The organism is Rhizobium sp. 01L410 (genome assembly GCF_056400165.1).
The window spans coordinates 107,187-122,088 of record NZ_JBFTST010000003.1 but is presented as its reverse complement, the minus strand read 5'-3'; the positions used below and the strand labels follow the sequence as shown (position 1 = coordinate 122,088).

Sequence of the window (14,902 nt, the reverse complement as noted above, 5' to 3'; positions counted from 1 at the left end):
CCGAATTGGGTGCAGCTTAACCCACGTCTTGCCCGAAAGCGGCCGGACACCCCTTAGGGAGTGGGGTCACGCGGAGGATTTCCATGAGCGAGCCAACAACAGCCGCACCGCATCACGACTACGAAAAAGTTCTCAAGGACAGCTCGAAGGACGTCGCGTCTTTCGACACGGATGACAATTCGGTCCTCCAGAAATTCAGGCATTTCCTGCACTCGTCGCCTTCGGCCGTATCGCTGATCGTTCTTGTGCTTTCGCTGATCATCTTCGGCGCCCTCCTGGGTACGAAATTCTTCTCGGCCTTCTCGCTGACGCTGATCCTGCAGCAGGTGGCGATCACCGGCATCGTCGGCGCTGCGCAGACGCTTGTGATCATGACGGCCGGCATCGATCTGTCGGTCGGCGCCATCATGGTTTTGTCGTCGGTGGTGATGGGACAGTTCGTGTTCCGCTACGGCCTTCCGGTTGAGATCGCGGTGCTCTCAGGCTTTGCCGTCGGCGCTCTCTGCGGCTACATTAACGGCCTGCTGATCGCCCGCATGAAGCTGCCGCCGTTCATCGTTACCCTTGGCATGTGGCAGATCGTGCTTGCCACGAACTTCCTCTATTCGGCCAATGAGACGATCCGCGCTCAGGACATCGAAACCCAGGCGCCGCTGCTGCAGCTCTTCGGCAACACGTTCCGCATCGGCGGCGCAGTCTTCACCTACGGCGTCATCGCCATGGTCCTGCTCGTCGCCGTCCTCTGGTATGTCTTGAACCATACCGCCTGGGGCCGGCATCTCTATGCCGTCGGCGACGACCCTGAAGCCGCCGGCCTTTCCGGTGTCAACGTCAAGCGCATGCTGGTTTCGACCTATGTGCTGTCAGGTCTGATCTGTGCGCTTGCCGGCTGGGCTCTGATCGGCCGTATCGGCTCCGTCTCTCCGACAGCGGGTCAGTTTGCCAACATCGAGTCCATCACGGCGGTGGTGATCGGCGGCATCTCTCTCTTCGGCGGCCGAGGCTCCATTCTCGGCATGATGTTCGGGGCGCTCATCGTCGGCGTCTTCTCGCTCGGCCTGCGTCTGCTCGGCACCGATGTCCAGTGGACCTATCTCTTGATCGGCGTGCTCATCATCGCCGCCGTTGGTATCGATCAGTGGATCAGAAAGGCAGCAGGCTGATGGCAACCGAACCCCTTCTCACGGCGCGCGGTCTGGTCAAACGCTATGGTCGCGTCACCGCCCTCGATCATGCCGACTTCGACCTCTATCCCGGCGAAATTCTCGCCGTGATCGGCGACAACGGCGCGGGCAAGTCTTCGCTCATCAAGGCGATCTCGGGCGCAATCCGTCCCGACGAAGGCGAGATCCGGCTGGAAGGTCAGCCGATCCACTTCTCGTCGCCGATCGAAGCCCGCAAGGCAGGCATCGAGACGGTCTACCAGAACCTCGCTTTGTCGCCGGCGCTGTCGATCGCCGACAACATGTTCCTCGGACGCGAGCTTCGCAAACCGGGCTTCATGGGTCAGTTCTTCCGCAAACTCGATCACTCGGCGATGGAAAAGCAGGCGCGCGCCAAGCTCTCCGAACTCGGCCTGATGACCATCCAGAACATCAATCAGGCGGTGGAAACGCTCTCCGGCGGTCAGCGCCAGGGCGTTGCCGTGGCACGTGCTGCCGCCTTCGGCTCCAAGGTCATCATCCTCGATGAGCCGACGGCAGCGCTCGGCGTCAAGGAAAGCCGCCGCGTTCTGGAGCTCATTCTGGATGTCCGCTCACGCGGCATCCCGATCGTGCTGATCTCGCACAACATGCCGCATGTCTTCGAAGTGGCCGACCGCATCCACATCCACCGCCTCGGACGCCGCCTGACGGTGATCAATCCGAAGGAATACACGATGTCGGATGCCGTCGCTTTCATGACAGGCGCCAAGGCAGCCCCCACGGAGCCGGTCGCCGCATGAATGTCAGGATAGATGAAATCACCGGCGCGGTTCTTGACCGCGCCGGAAGTGCGAAGCGCTTCCTCGTGGGTATCGCCGGCCCGCCCGGCGCCGGCAAATCGACTATGGCCGACAACCTCGCCAACGGCCTGAAAGCACGCGGCGAAACCGCCGCTGTCTTGCCGATGGACGGCTTTCACATGGACAATGCCGTGCTCATCGAGCGCGGCCTGCTCGCCCGCAAGGGCATCCCCGAGACCTTCGACGTCCGCGGCTTCCTCGATATCGTCCGCGCCGTGCGCCCGGCCGATCAGGAAGTGCTGGTCCCGGTCTTCGACCGTTCCCGCGAACTGTCGATCGCTTCCGCCCGCCCCATCTCGCCGCACGACCGTTTCATCATCATCGAAGGCAACTACCTGCTCTTCACGCAGGGCAAGTGGGCTGCCCTGGACGGTATCTTCGACTACACGATCATGCTAGCGCCGCCGATGGAAGTGCTCGAGGAGCGCCTCTGGGAGCGCTGGCGCGGCTACAAGCTCACGGAAGAAGAGGCAAGCGCCAAGGTCTATGGCAACGACCTCCCCAACGGCCGCCTCATCCTGGAGAACCGCCGCCCCTCTGATATGACATTAGAGATTGCGCTTTAGGGCCGATCTGGTCACGGCTAAACGGTTGTTTCCATCGGCCTGTTGATGCTATCGAAGCGCCACCCGCAGCGCTCCGGAGGCTCCCATGCAATCGATCACCATCCGCCGTCCCGATGACTGGCACCTGCATCTGCGCGATGGCGCCATGCTGGAGGGGGTGATCGGCGATACCAGCCGCGATTTCGCGCGTGCCATCATCATGCCAAACCTCGTGCCACCGGTGGTCACCACCACAGATGCGCGCGCCTACCGCGAGCGGATCATGAAGGCGCTGCCGCAGGGCGATCGCTTCGAACCGCTGATGACACTTTATCTTACGGAGCATACGAGCGCCGACGATGTCGAAGAGGGGAAGAAGAGCGGCTTGATCACCGCCGTGAAGCTCTACCCGGCCGGTGCCACCACCAATTCGCATGGCGGCGTGCGCGATATGGACAAGGCAATGCCTGTTCTGGAGCGCATGGCGAAGATCGGTCTGCCGCTCTGCGTCCACGGCGAGGTCACGACGCCGGAGATCGATATCTTCGACCGTGAGGCCGTGTTCATCGAAACCGTGCTTGAGCCGCTGCGCAAGCGTCTGCCGGAACTGAAGGTGACGATGGAGCATGTGACGACGGCCGATGGCATCGACTACATCAAGTCGTCGAAAGCCAATCTGGCGGGCTCGATCACCACGCATCACCTGATCATCAACCGCAACGCCATCCTCGTCGGCGGTATCCGTCCGCATTATTACTGCCTGCCGGTCGCCAAGCGCGAGAACCATCGTCTGGCGCTACGGGCCGCCGCCGTTAGCGGCGATCAGCGCTTCTTCCTCGGCACGGATTCGGCCCCCCACGTCGATCCGCTGAAGGAATGCGCCTGCGGCTGCGCCGGTATCTATACCTCGATCAATACGATGAGCTGCCTGGCGCATGTCTTCGAACAGGAGAATGCGCTCGACAAGCTCGAGGCTTTCACCTCGCTGAATGGCCCGGCCTGGTATGGCCTGCAGCCGAATGAGGAGAAGGTCACGCTGGTCAAGCGGGATGAAGCGATCACGTTTCCGTCAAAGATAGAGACGGGGGCAGGCCCTGTGACAGTCTTCGATCCGATGTTCCCGCTGCATTGGGATGTAAAACGCTAAGGAAAACCGGCTTTACCGTCAATTTCGGCGGGTATCCGTGTTGCCGATACTATGACAGGCTCGCGGTTCGAATATTCGCGTTCGCGGTCCATGATTTTTTAACAGAATGCATAAGACATTCGTCACCAGTGACAGGCTAGTTTCTGGACGAATTGTAGGGCGCGGCAGAAGCCGCGGAGTTTTGAAAGCATGATGCTGGATTATAATTCCCTTTTGCTGGCGCTCGGCGTTTCAGCAACGTGTCTGGCTGTGACCCTGATGGGCAGCTGGTTTGCGCGGCGTGCCGAAACCTTTCTGTTGACCTGCACCTGCGGCCTCGTCCTCGTCGTCAGCGGCATCTTCGTCTACAGTGTCTATGTTTCATCGCCCGGCCTGATCTCTGGCACCGCCAGCTTTGTCCTCTTTCAAGCGGGCTTCGCTGCCATATGGGGCGCCGGCTATCAATTCCGCACCAGCCGTCTGCCGCTCGCGGGCATTCTCTCATATACGCTGCTTGCGATGCTGGTGCCGGTCGGCAGCATGATTGCTGGCTACGATGGGCTCGGTTTCATCGCTGATAACACGTCGATCACCCTCCTGCTGCTCGCCACCGCCTATCAATACTGGCGGGCGCGGGCCGAGGCGCCGGCACCCATCATGGGTATCACCGTCCTTTACACGCTGACGGGCATATCCTTTGCGCTCTGCGCGGCGGTGCTGATCTGGGATGGCAAGATGGTGCTGGGCGCTGCACCCAACAACTGGGCCGAGGACCTGAGCCTTGCCATCTGCATCGCCAGCATGACCGGTATCGGCGCCCTGTCGCTGGCGCTGCATCAATGGCGTCTGGCGGCCCGCCACAGGCAGGATGCGATTACCGATCCGCTGACCGGCCTGATGAACCGCCGCGCGCTGTTCGATCGTCACGGCGAGCGTCTGATGGGCGCCTCCACGGCCGTCATCATTTTCGATCTCGACCATTTCAAGTCGATCAACGACCGCTATGGCCACGCTGTCGGAGACCGCGTGCTGCGGGTTTTCGCCGGCGAGCTCGGCGCTCATTGCCGCGATGGGGATACCGTCGCTCGTCTCGGCGGCGAGGAGTTTGCCCTCGTCCTCAAGGAGATCATGCCGGGCCGGGCGGAGATGATTGCCGAACGCATCCGCCGCACCTTTGAGGAGCGCGAGATCTATGTCGAAGACGAGATGTTGCGCTGCACTGTCAGCATCGGCGTGGCGCCGGGCCGCGCGACACCGATGGATTTCGACACCATGCTGAGCGAAGCCGACAAGGCGCTCTACGCCGCCAAGCGCGCCGGCCGCAACCGCGTTGAACTTGCCAGCCATCTGCTGGCTGTTCCCGACGCGCCCTCCGTTCGTAGCGCCTCTTGATCATCCAACATTAATCGCTAATGTCGGCGCTGGCCGGATGCAGCCAGCCGTCCCGCGGCGCGCAAGCGCTAAGGTGAATGCATCCAGATGAAATCCTTCACATCCTTGCCAATGGCGAACGATGGCGAACGGGTCAGCAGACGCGGGCACTGATCTTCCTGTTCGCCGCCGATGGAAGGATGAACGATGCGCGATTTTCGCGATGCCAAGACCATGGCAAAAGCACTGCGGCAGGCGCTGGCCAGCCGCGACATTTCCCTGACGCACAGCGAGACGCTGGAGATCGTTGCCAGGCAATTCGGCTTCGATCAATGGAATATTCTGGCCGCGAAGCTGGATGATGCGGAAGGCGGCGGACCATCGATCGCGATCGAGCCGCCGATCCCGATCTTCCGCATTTTCGACGTGGCGAAAGCCATGGAATTCTATTGCGGCTTCCTGGGCTTCACCCTCGATTGGGAGCACCGCTTCGGCGAAAACTTTCCGCTCTATTGCCAGGTGTCGCGCAGCGGCATGATCATGCATCTGAGCGAACATTCCGGCGATGCCAGCCCCGGGGCCAAGGCCTTCGTTTGGATGAAGGGTGTCCGCGCCTTTCAGGCCGAGCTTGCCGGCAAGGACTATCGCTATATGAAACCCGGTGTCGAGGACGCGCCTTGGGGCGCCGAGATGACTGTCATCGATCCGTTCAGCAACAAGATTGCCTTCTGCGAGCGGACGTAAAGTGATCTACGAGGCGGGAGCTTTATCTCCTGCCTCGCTTTCAGAGCAGCACCAGCGCACGCACGAAGGCAATTGCCGAAGCCAGCGATGCTACGGTGCGGACATGATTCCACCAGGTCCAATCCCTCAGATAGACATTCCACAGATCGGCCGCTGTGCTGCCATTGCCGCTGACTTTCGCCAGCGCATCGTTCATCGGTACGTTGAAGACGATCGTCGAGACGAACGATGCGATTAGATAGCAGGCGGCACCGAAAATCATCCAGAGGCTTGCGCTGCCTCGCCAGTCCGTGAAGGCGATGACTGCAATCCCCACGCAGATGATGGCGACCGGGATGAACAGCAGCATGAAGGGCGATCGGACGATGGTGACGTTGATCGAGTTCATTGCCGCGATGCCTTGTTCCGGCGGAATTTTCGAAAAGGCGCTCATGATGAAGGTCGAGAATGCGAAGAATATGCCTGCAATGAGACCGCTACCGATCGCGGCGGCGACGAGAAGAATGGGAAGAGTGGCGGCCATGCGAATTCCTCCGGTTAAAACAAGAGAAAATCTCTCATTTGCAAAATGAGATAAACTCTCATATTTTTCTTGTCAACTTTCGAGAGGCGCACCATGGATGAGAAAATGCCGTCCCGGCGCAAGCGCGCGGCTGACAATACCGGCCAGCCACGCCGCATTCCAAGCCAGCAGCGCGGCCGCGAGCGCTTCGAAAGGATCCTGGCGGTGGCCGCCGAACTCATTGAGGCGAAGGGCAGTGACGCACTGAAAATGAGCGAGATCGTCGAGAAGGCGGATCTGTCTTTCGGAGCGCTTTATCAATATTTCCCCGACAAGAGTTCGATCATCCGAACCCTGGCCGAACGCTTCAACGAGCAGGGCAGGCGTTGCGTGGAGGATGAGCTGTCGCGTGTTTCGGATGCCGCGTCGCTGCATCGGGCGCTTGCCAATATTACCGACGAATACTACCAGTTTTTCCGCCGCGAACCGGTCATGCGCGATATCTGGCACGCGACGCAGGCCGACAGGCTGCTGCGTGCGGTCGATGCCGAAGACATGGAGTTTCACGCGCAGGCCCTGTTTGCAGTCCTCGCAAGGCTCTGGCCTGCGCGGCCGGCGGGCGAGCTTCTGCCGCCAGCGCGGTTGCTGATGCAGCTTCTCGCCGCCGCTGTCCGCTATGCAATCTCGCTGGGTGAGGAAGAGGGGGGTAGGGCGATCACGCTCTACAAGAGGATGCTGCCCGCCGATATCGAAGGGCTGATCTCAAGTGCTTCCTGACCAGGAAATACTTAGCTTGCAACGCTTTCTCCGGTGATCGATTTCGCCGCCGCCCAGTGAACCGCATTGCGGCCACTGTTTTTTGCCGAGTAGAGTTTCCGGTCGGCGGCCGTCAGCATGACCTTCAAGCTTTCATTCGCCGGGTCGCCACGATAGACGCCGAAGCTCGCGGTCACGCGCCCAGCCGGCAGGACGCCGATCGCTCTCGATGCCAGTTCCTTGCGGAGCCGCTCGGCAATGGCGATGGCCGCGGCCGTCCCGGTCTTCGGCAGGACCAGGCAGAATTCCTCGCCGCCGATGCGCGCGGCGATATCGTAGGGCCGAAGATTGTGCTGGATGGTCGCACCCGTCGCCATCAGCACCTGATCACCGACATCGTGACCGAACTCGTCGTTGATCGACTTGAAGTGATCGAGGTCGAAGACGACGACTGATACCGGCGTGCGCTCGCGCATTGCCCGGGTGATTTCCATGGATCCGATCTCTTTCAGCCAGCGGCGATTGCCAAGGCCGGTGAGAACGTCTGTTGTTGCCTGACGGCGAAGCTGGGAGAGTGTTGCATCGAGCTCGGTGATCAGCATCGAAATTCCGTTTGTGACGACGCCCACCTCGTCGGTCCGTTTACTGCGGATCGGTTTGACTGCGCCTGTCGAACGGTACGCTTCGACGGCGACCGAGATTTCATGCAGCGGCTTGATCAGCATCCAGACGGAGGCGAGGCAAAAGCCCGTTCCGAGCAGCGTCGCGGCAAGCACCGTACCGAGAACGGGCATCGCTTCGCTGCGGAAGCCGGTAACCAGATAAACGACCAGTGCCAAGAGCGGAATGTGGGTGGATGCAAAGCAGATAGAGAAAATCTTGAACGTCAGGGAAGCGCTGACCTTCTGAGTAATCTCGGATACCGTCAGACTCATTCTGGACTCCTTGCCCGGTTCTCATAACCGCGGCGAAGGTGACCCGTCAGGTCTCATCCAAATGTTAAACGGATCGTTAAAATTCGAGTAATTTCAGGGATCTGGCGTGACGAAATGGCTGAACGCTCTGGAATGCAATGAATATCATAAATTACTGAAGTATGCTCGGCATTGTGGAAAAATCGCGGGCTGTATCAGTTTAGGCGCGCTATGGTTTTGTGGTCTGCGCGCCGTCTCGCGCCCGCGTCGAAAGATCAAAAAGTTCCGGCACTGGAAAGATTTTTTGGTTGCTGCTATTGCCGCGTAACACCGTGAGCCAAGGAGAGAGCAATGACCCACACGACATTTCCCGATCGCGCCACTATGGCAGAACTCCTTGCGAAGATGCTCTGGGAAATCAAGGCGGTTCATTTCAACGCCGAGCAGCCCTACAAGCTGGCCTCCGGCATGGCGAGCCCGGTCTATATCGATTGCCGCAAGCTGCTCTCCTATCCGCGCGTCCGCTCGGCCGTGATGGATTTTGCGGCCAGCGTCATCACCCGCGACGCCGGCTTCGAGCGCTTCGATTGCATCGCCGGTGGCGAAACCGCGGGCATCCCTTTCGCGGCACTCCTGGCGGATCGTCTCAGCCTGCCGATGATCTACGTGCGCAAGAAGCCGAAGGGTCACGGCCGCAACGCGCAGATCGAGGGGCATATGCCGGAAGGTTCGCGCGTTCTGGTCATCGAGGATCTGACGACGGCCGGTGGCAGCATGTTCACCTTCATCGATGCGATCCGCGCAGCCGGCGGCATCGTCGATCACGGCATGGCGCTGTTCTACTACGGGATCTTCAACGAAGGTGCCTTGCGCTTTGCTGACGGCAAGGTGAAGCTCCATCATATCGCGACTTGGCGCAACGTTCTGGCTGTTGCCAAGGAACAGAAGCTTTTCGACGAAAAGACGCTGAGCGAAGTGGAAGCCTTCCTGGACGCGCCGCTTGCCTGGTCGGGCCGGAACGGTGGCGTCAGTGAGCTTTCGCTCTAGCCTTTTGACAAAAGCTCACTTAATGGATTGAGGCAACACGGCCTTTTTGGAGGAAATCCGATGATTTTGTGCTGCGGCGAAGCGCTGATCGATATGCTGCCGCGTGAGACGACCCAGGGCGAAAAGGGTTTTGCACCCTATGCCGGTGGCGCGATCTTCAACACCGCGATCGCGCTCGGCCGCCTTGGCGTGCCGACCGCCTTCTTCACCGGCATTGCCGATGACATGATGGGCGAAATCCTGCTCGGCACTCTGAAGGCCAGCAATGTCGATTACAGCCCTTGCGCCATCACGCCACGGCCCTCGACCATTGCTTTCGTCAAGCTGGTCAACGGCCAGGCCACCTATGCCTTCTACGACGAAGGAACAGCAGGACGCATGATCACCACTTACAACCTTCCTGTTCTTGGTGACGATTGCGAAGCGCTGCACTTTGGCGCCATCAGCCTTATCCCAAGCCCCTGCGGCGAAACCTATGAGGCGCTGCTTGACCGCGAGGCCGCAAAGCGCGTCATCTCGCTCGATCCCAACATCCGTCCGGGCTTCATCAAGAACAAGGAAACCCACATGGCGCGCATCAAGCGCATGGCGGCCAAGTCGGACATCCTGAAATTCTCCGATGAGGATCTGGAGTGGTTCGGTCTCGAAGGCAGCCATGACGATCTCGCCGCCTACTGGCTGAAGCACGGCGCCAAGCTCGTCGTCATCACCAAGGGCGCCGAAGGCGCGTCGGGCTATACGAACGAGCGCAAGGTCACTGTTCCCAGCGAGCGCGTGACCGTGGTCGACACCGTCGGTGCCGGCGACACGTTCGATGCTGGCGTTCTCGCGTCGCTGAAGATGGACAACCTGCTGACCAAGGCGCAGGTCGCCTCGCTCGACGAAAAGGCGCTCGGCAACGCTCTGGCGCTCGGCGCCAAGGCTGCGGCTGTCACCGTCTCGCGTGCCGGCGCAAACCCGCCATGGGCGCGCGAAATCGGCCTCTGAGATCAGGTCCTGCGCTTGAGAAAGCCCAGGACCTCTTCATTGAAGAGCGCGGGCCGCTGCAGCGGCGCAAAATGGCTGACGCCGGGGATGAGAATGAACTCGGCGTCAGGAATGGTCTTGGCAAGATAATCCATGTGCTCGCGCCGGATGAATTCGTCGCTCTCGCCGATCGCAACCGTGACCGGCACCTTGATCGCCTGTAACTCCGCGGCGGTGTAGTTGGGTTCGCTCTGCATCATCTTCCCGACATCGGCAACGAAGGCTTCGAAGCCGCCGGGCGTTGCCGAGAGCGCCTGATAGTCCTTCTGATGGCGGCTGAAGCAGCGGTCGATGACCGGCGTCGGCCGGAATTCAAGCGTGCCCGTTGCATCCATGTTGCAGGCAAAGAAGAAGACGCCCGATACGCGCTCTGGATGCCGGTCGGCAAGGATCAGCGCTGTACAGGCGCCATCGCTCCAGCCGATCACCGCGGCTTTCCCGATCTCCAGATGATCCATGACGGCAAGCACGTCATCGGACATCAGGACATAGCTGAACGGCCGATCGTCGCGCGTGCTGCGTCCATGGCCGCGGCTATCGATGGCGATGACGCGATATCCGGCATCGACCAGCGCCGGCACCTGGTAGCCCCAGTTTCCGGCATTCCCGAGGCCGCCATGCAGCAGGATCACCGCCGGACCGGCGCCATGGCTGGCATACCAGATTTGTGCACCATCATTCGAAACCCGGCCTTCCGCGCCGGAGGCGGGCAGCGGCTCAGCGCCATCTTTATCGAATTTGAAAAGCCCGTCGTCGGTGAATTCCATGGACAATCTCCTCGTGCATTTCCCATAGGACGAATAGATGTCCCGTCATTCGACAGCAGCAAACAAAAAAGCCCACCCGCGCTGGCGGATGGGCTTGATAGTTGATTGAGGGGGCGCCTTACTTGGCAAGCTTCGCCAGTGCAGCGACGAGACCCTGCGTCGAGGAGTCGTGGCCGGCGGCGCTCTCCCTGCCTTCGACAACAGGCAGCAGGCCGGTCGCCAGTTCCTTGCCGAGCTCGACGCCCCACTGATCGAAGGAGTTGATGCGGAAGAGCACGCCTTCGACGAAGACGCGGTGCTCGTAGAGTGCGATCAGGCGGCCGAGCGCATAGGGCGTCAGCTTGTCATAGACGAAGGTGATCGACGGCCGGTTGCCGGTGAAGACGCGGTGCGGCGCGATGAAATCGGCCTTCTTGCCATCCATGCCCTTGTCGGTGAGCTGCTTCTTGGCTTCCTCGAAGGTGCGGCCCTTCATCAGCGCTTCGGACTGCGCCAGAACGTTTGACATCAGCAGCTGGTGCTGGTGGCGCAGCTCGGGCTCGAAGGCATTGGCGGCGATCATGAATTCCGCCGGGATGATGCTCGTGCCCTGATGGATCAGCTGATAGAAGGCGTGCTGGCCATTGGTGCCCGGTTCACCCCAGACAACGGGACCGGAATTGTCCTCGACCGGCGTTCCATCAATCGTCACGCCCTTGCCGTTCGATTCCATATCGAGCTGCTGCAGATAGGCCGGGAAGCGCGAGAGGCGCTGGTCATAAGGCAGCACGGCACGGGTCGGATAGCCGAGAACGTTGCGGTGATAGAAGCCGATCAGGCCGAGCAGCATCGGCAGATTTTCGGTCACCGGCGCCTTACGGAAGTGGTTATCGACAGCATGAGCGCCATCGAGGAACTTGCCGAAATTGTCGGGGCCGATGGCGATCATGATCGGCAACCCGATCGCAGACCACAGCGAGTAGCGGCCGCCGACCCAATCCCAGAAGCCAAAGACGCGCGCGCTGTCGATACCGAATGCAGCGACCTTATCGAGCGCCGTGGAAACGGCCGCGAAGTGGTGCTGAACGGCGGCATCGCCCAGCGCCTTGGCGATGAAATTGCGCGCCGTCTGCGCGTTGGTCATCGTCTCGATCGTTGTGAAGGTCTTCGATGCGATAATGAAGAGCGTCGTTTCCGGCTGGACCAGCTTCAGCGTATCGGCAATATGCGCGCCGTCGATGTTGGACACGAAATGCGCCCGAGGGCCGTCATGAAATGGCGCCAGCGCAAGTGTCGCCATGACCGGACCGAGATCCGAGCCACCGATGCCGATATTGACGACGTCGGTGATCTTCTTGCCGGTCGCGCCCTTGAGCGTACCGGAGCGGATGCCATCTGCAAACTTGCCCATCGCCGCCAGCACGCCGTTGACGTCAGGCATGACATCTTTGCCATCGACGAGAACAGGTGTGTTGGAGCGGTTGCGCAGCGCGGTATGCAGGACGGCACGGTCTTCCGTGAAATTGATCGCCACACCGGAGAACATCTCGTCGCGTTTCTTCGCAACGCCGCCTTCTTCAGCGAGCTTGACGAGAAGCGCCAGGATCTCATCGTTCACGGCGGTCTTCGAGTAATCCATCAAGAGATCGTCGAGAGAGGCGGTGAAGCGCGAGAAACGCTTGGGATCGGCAGCGAAGGCAGCGCGGATATCGGTTGCTTTGGTGGCGGCCGCAGTGCTCTTCAGCTTTTCGACGATGGCATTCATGGGAGGCTCCTTTGGAGGCGGAGAGGGTTGCGGAAACTATTCGCTTTGTAGGGCGCAAATCAAGTTCAGCCACAGGCTGCCTGCAAAAAATGACACGAGTTGTGCCGCGCTTGATGAAAAGGGAGAGTGCAGGTATATTTATGGAGTGGCAGACGGAGTTGGTGCTCCGCCTGCCGTGGCTTATTTTGTAAGAATGGTGACCCGGACGGACACTGACCAGCTCGTCCGGGTTTTCCTTACCATAAGCGTAACGCTTAGCGGTTTATACCACATGGCATTACCTCCGTTTCGCAAAGCAAGGCTCTTGCCAAAGCCGGTGCGGCCCATCCTCACCGGTGGGCCGGCTGGTCTCGACCCGTGCTGCTTTTGCCTGGAAACGGTGTGATCAAATCACATCTTATGGTTGCTTTCAATTATACGTGAGTTTACCCGCGCAGATCCTTGCGCAGAATTTTCCCGACAGGGCTCTTCGGCAGCTCGGTGCGGAATTCGATGATCCGCGGCCGTTTGTAATTGGTGAGGTTTTCAGCGCAATGCGCCTTCACCTCGGCTTCGCTCAGGTTGGGATCCTTGCGAACAACGAACAACTTCACCGTCTCGCCGGAGTGGCCATCCGGAACACCGATCGCTGCTGCCTCGAGAATGCCGGGATGCATTGCCGCCACTTCCTCGATCTCGTTCGGATAGACGTTGAAGCCCGAAACCAGGATCATGTCCTTCTTGCGGTCGACGATCTTTGTATAGCCGCGCTCGTCCATGAATCCCATGTCGCCAGTGCGGAAATAACCGTCCGGGGTCATCACCCGGGCCGTTTCTTCCGGCTTGTTCCAGTAGCCGGCCATGACCTGCGGCCCACGGATGCAGATCTCGCCGATCTCGCCGAGCGGCAGCGAACTGCCGTCTTCGTCCCGGATATCGAGTTCCGTCGAGGGGATCGGCAGACCGATCGAGCCGGTGAATTCAGGAGAGTCGAAGCGGTTGGCAGTCGCGACCGGCGAGGTCTCGGAGAGGCCGTAACCTTCGGTGATGTGCGAGCCGGTCATCTTCAGCCAGCGCTCAGCCACGGGACGCTGCACGGCCATGCCGCCGCCGAGCGACATGACGAGCGACGAGAAATCGAGCTTGGCGAACTCGGCATTGTTCATCAGCGCATTGAACAGCGTGTTGAGGCCCGGGAAGATATGGACGTTCGCCTTGCCGAACTCCTTGACGAAGCCCGGAATATCGCGCGGGTTGGCGATCAGGATATTATGGGCGCCAAGCGACATGCCCATCAGAGAATTCACCGTCAGCGCGAAGATATGGTAGAGCGGCAGGGCGCAGAGGAAGTTCAGCACCTCCGGCTGCTTCTTCTTGTCGAAGGCCGATTTCAGCCAGAGCTGCAGCTGCAGCTTGTTGGCAAGCAGATTGCGGTGGGTCAGCATTGCACCCTTGGCAACGCCGGTCGTGCCACCGGTATATTGCAGGAAGGCGATGTCATCGCCGCTGAGCGCCGGACGCTGCAGCGACCGGCCTGCGCCTTCCAAGACCTGCTTGAAGGTCTTGTGCTGCGGGATGGACCATGAGGGCACAAGTTTCTTGACCTTGCGCACCACCAGATTGACGATCAGCCCCTTGGCGCCGAGCATCTCGCCAAGCGAGGTAACGACGACGTGGCGCACGTCGGTCTTGACGAGAACCTGCTCCACGGTGCGGGCAAAATTCTCCAGCACAAAGATCGCCTTCGCACCGGCATCGCGCAACTGATGCTCGAGTTCGCGCGGCGTATAGAGCGGATTGACGTTCACGACCGTCAGCCCGGCGCGCAGAATGCCGTAGACCGCGACAGGGTTCTGCAGCACGTTCGGCATCATGACGGCGACGCGATCGCCCTTTTGCAGGCCAAGGCTCTGCAGCCAGGAGGCGACTTTGCGGGTCTGCACTTCCAGCTCGCGATAGGTCAGCGATTTGCCCATGCTGGAGAAGGCAACGCGGTTCGCATAGCGCTCGCAGGACTTTTCCAGCAGTTCGGCCAGCGAATCATATTCCAGCGGCGGCAGTTCGGGGGGCACGATATCCGGATAGGTGGCAAGCCAGGGCCTTTCCCGCTTGTCGCCGCCAGGATGGACGGAAATGCTGTTCATCGTGTCTCTCTCCCTATCCGGCCACGAATGCCGGTTTGCGGCTGCCGGCGGACAATCCTCCATCATCCTTGCGGGCAGCTTATGCCAATGGCCGAATGGTTCAAGCCGCATTCACCGTTACAATAACTTTGACGTAAACGTCAATAACATGCAATCGCGCATTTGCGATAAGGCTGGGAACAATGACTCCAACGTGGCGTTGTCCCGTCATGAATAACAACAAAGGAGCTGA

General features: G+C 60.2%; 15 protein-coding genes. 10 read left to right on the top strand and 5 right to left on the bottom strand.

Features of this window, described 5'->3' with window-relative positions:
- The first annotated feature begins 83 nt into the window (after window positions 1–83).
- From AC1DV9_RS07795 to AC1DV9_RS07770, 6 genes are all read left to right on the top strand, one after another.
- Window positions 84–1,163, top strand: coding sequence for an ABC transporter permease (locus AC1DV9_RS07795; protein ID WP_112385309.1), 1,080 nt, complete (start codon window positions 84–86; stop codon window positions 1,161–1,163).
- On the top strand, window positions 1,163–1,945 hold the full coding sequence (locus tag AC1DV9_RS07790; RefSeq protein WP_112514060.1) for a sugar ABC transporter ATP-binding protein: 783 nt from the start codon (window positions 1,163–1,165) through the stop codon (window positions 1,943–1,945). The genes AC1DV9_RS07795 and AC1DV9_RS07790 overlap by 1 nt, the downstream gene beginning before the upstream one ends.
- The gene (locus AC1DV9_RS07785) at window positions 1,942–2,571 is read left to right on the top strand and encodes a nucleoside triphosphate hydrolase (RefSeq protein ID WP_477947089.1); all 630 of its coding nucleotides are present in this window, start codon (window positions 1,942–1,944) and stop codon (window positions 2,569–2,571) included. Before AC1DV9_RS07790 ends, AC1DV9_RS07785 begins: the two co-directional genes overlap by 4 nt.
- A gap of 85 nt (window positions 2,572–2,656) precedes the next feature.
- Window positions 2,657–3,697: a dihydroorotase gene (gene pyrC, locus AC1DV9_RS07780; RefSeq protein WP_477947088.1), complete on the top strand. Its 1,041-nt coding sequence runs from the start codon at window positions 2,657–2,659 to the stop codon at window positions 3,695–3,697.
- Between the two features lie 189 nt (window positions 3,698–3,886).
- Window positions 3,887–5,068, top strand: coding sequence for a GGDEF domain-containing protein (locus tag AC1DV9_RS07775; protein WP_477947086.1), 1,182 nt, complete (start codon window positions 3,887–3,889; stop codon window positions 5,066–5,068).
- A 186-nt stretch (window positions 5,069–5,254) separates the two neighbouring features.
- Window positions 5,255–5,791, top strand: coding sequence for a glyoxalase superfamily protein (locus tag AC1DV9_RS07770; RefSeq protein WP_477947084.1), 537 nt, complete (start codon window positions 5,255–5,257; stop codon window positions 5,789–5,791).
- A 40-nt stretch (window positions 5,792–5,831) separates the two neighbouring features.
- Here AC1DV9_RS07770 and AC1DV9_RS07765 read toward each other — a convergent pair whose 3' ends face one another.
- Complete coding sequence (locus tag AC1DV9_RS07765; protein ID WP_477947083.1) at window positions 5,832–6,314, bottom strand: anthrone oxygenase family protein; 483 nt, start codon at window positions 6,312–6,314, stop codon at window positions 5,832–5,834.
- A gap of 93 nt (window positions 6,315–6,407) precedes the next feature.
- Between AC1DV9_RS07765 and AC1DV9_RS07760 the strand changes: the two genes are divergently transcribed.
- Window positions 6,408–7,070: a TetR/AcrR family transcriptional regulator gene (locus AC1DV9_RS07760; RefSeq protein ID WP_477947082.1), complete on the top strand. Its 663-nt coding sequence runs from the start codon at window positions 6,408–6,410 to the stop codon at window positions 7,068–7,070.
- Window positions 7,071–7,081: 11 nt separating this feature from the next.
- Here the strand turns inward: AC1DV9_RS07760 and AC1DV9_RS07755 are convergent, their stop codons facing one another.
- Entirely contained in the window at window positions 7,082–7,984 is a 903-nt protein-coding gene (locus AC1DV9_RS07755) for a GGDEF domain-containing protein (protein ID WP_477947080.1), read from the bottom strand.
- 330 nt (window positions 7,985–8,314) lie between these two features.
- On the opposite strand from AC1DV9_RS07755, the gene AC1DV9_RS07750 reads away from it, so the two are divergent.
- Both AC1DV9_RS07750 and AC1DV9_RS07745 read left to right on the top strand, forming a co-directional pair.
- Entirely contained in the window at window positions 8,315–9,010 is a 696-nt protein-coding gene (locus AC1DV9_RS07750) for an orotate phosphoribosyltransferase (RefSeq protein WP_112385318.1), read from the top strand.
- A 60-nt stretch (window positions 9,011–9,070) separates the two neighbouring features.
- Window positions 9,071–9,997 carry a carbohydrate kinase family protein gene (locus AC1DV9_RS07745; RefSeq protein WP_477947078.1) on the top strand — a complete coding sequence of 309 codons (927 nt, stop codon included), beginning with the start codon at window positions 9,071–9,073 and terminating at the stop codon, window positions 9,995–9,997.
- A gap of 2 nt (window positions 9,998–9,999) precedes the next feature.
- Here the strand turns inward: AC1DV9_RS07745 and AC1DV9_RS07740 are convergent, their stop codons facing one another.
- The 3 genes from AC1DV9_RS07740 to AC1DV9_RS07730 form a co-directional block, all read right to left on the bottom strand.
- Window positions 10,000–10,803: an alpha/beta fold hydrolase gene (locus AC1DV9_RS07740; protein ID WP_477947077.1), complete on the bottom strand. Its 804-nt coding sequence runs from the start codon at window positions 10,801–10,803 to the stop codon at window positions 10,000–10,002.
- A 118-nt stretch (window positions 10,804–10,921) separates the two neighbouring features.
- A complete protein-coding gene (pgi, locus tag AC1DV9_RS07735) occupies window positions 10,922–12,547 on the bottom strand; it encodes a glucose-6-phosphate isomerase (protein WP_477947075.1) in 1,626 nt (541 codons plus the stop codon).
- 425 nt (window positions 12,548–12,972) lie between these two features.
- Entirely contained in the window at window positions 12,973–14,670 is a 1,698-nt protein-coding gene (locus AC1DV9_RS07730; protein WP_477947073.1) for a long-chain-fatty-acid--CoA ligase, read from the bottom strand.
- On the opposite strand from AC1DV9_RS07730, the gene AC1DV9_RS07725 reads away from it, so the two are divergent.
- Window positions 14,660–14,887 (top strand): hypothetical protein, encoded by a 228-nt coding sequence (locus tag AC1DV9_RS07725; RefSeq protein ID WP_477947071.1) that lies wholly within the window; start codon window positions 14,660–14,662, stop codon window positions 14,885–14,887. The genes AC1DV9_RS07730 and AC1DV9_RS07725 overlap by 11 nt on opposite strands.
- The last annotated feature ends 15 nt before the right edge of the window (window positions 14,888–14,902 follow it).

What these genes read in the sequence shown, in the direction of transcription:
- AC1DV9_RS07795 (WP_112385309.1), top strand. Translation starts at nt 84, where the DNA reads ATGAGCGAGCCAACAACAGCCGCACCGCATCACGACTACGAAAAAGTT.
- AC1DV9_RS07790 (WP_112514060.1), top strand. Translation starts at nt 1,163, where the DNA reads ATGGCAACCGAACCCCTTCTCACGGCGCGCGGTCTGGTCAAACGCTAT.
- AC1DV9_RS07785 (WP_477947089.1), top strand. Translation starts at nt 1,942, where the DNA reads ATGAATGTCAGGATAGATGAAATCACCGGCGCGGTTCTTGACCGCGCC.
- pyrC (WP_477947088.1), top strand. Translation starts at nt 2,657, where the DNA reads ATGCAATCGATCACCATCCGCCGTCCCGATGACTGGCACCTGCATCTG.
- AC1DV9_RS07775 (WP_477947086.1), top strand. Translation starts at nt 3,887, where the DNA reads ATGATGCTGGATTATAATTCCCTTTTGCTGGCGCTCGGCGTTTCAGCA.
- AC1DV9_RS07770 (WP_477947084.1), top strand. Translation starts at nt 5,255, where the DNA reads ATGCGCGATTTTCGCGATGCCAAGACCATGGCAAAAGCACTGCGGCAG.
- AC1DV9_RS07765 (WP_477947083.1), bottom strand. Translation starts at nt 6,314, where the DNA reads ATGGCCGCCACTCTTCCCATTCTTCTCGTCGCCGCCGCGATCGGTAGC.
- AC1DV9_RS07760 (WP_477947082.1), top strand. Translation starts at nt 6,408, where the DNA reads ATGGATGAGAAAATGCCGTCCCGGCGCAAGCGCGCGGCTGACAATACC.
- AC1DV9_RS07755 (WP_477947080.1), bottom strand. Translation starts at nt 7,984, where the DNA reads ATGAGTCTGACGGTATCCGAGATTACTCAGAAGGTCAGCGCTTCCCTG.
- AC1DV9_RS07750 (WP_112385318.1), top strand. Translation starts at nt 8,315, where the DNA reads ATGACCCACACGACATTTCCCGATCGCGCCACTATGGCAGAACTCCTT.
- AC1DV9_RS07745 (WP_477947078.1), top strand. Translation starts at nt 9,071, where the DNA reads ATGATTTTGTGCTGCGGCGAAGCGCTGATCGATATGCTGCCGCGTGAG.
- AC1DV9_RS07740 (WP_477947077.1), bottom strand. Translation starts at nt 10,803, where the DNA reads ATGGAATTCACCGACGACGGGCTTTTCAAATTCGATAAAGATGGCGCT.
- pgi (WP_477947075.1), bottom strand. Translation starts at nt 12,547, where the DNA reads ATGAATGCCATCGTCGAAAAGCTGAAGAGCACTGCGGCCGCCACCAAA.
- AC1DV9_RS07725 (WP_477947071.1), top strand. Translation starts at nt 14,660, where the DNA reads ATGCTGTTCATCGTGTCTCTCTCCCTATCCGGCCACGAATGCCGGTTT.
- AC1DV9_RS07730 (WP_477947073.1), bottom strand. Translation starts at nt 14,670, where the DNA reads ATGAACAGCATTTCCGTCCATCCTGGCGGCGACAAGCGGGAAAGGCCC.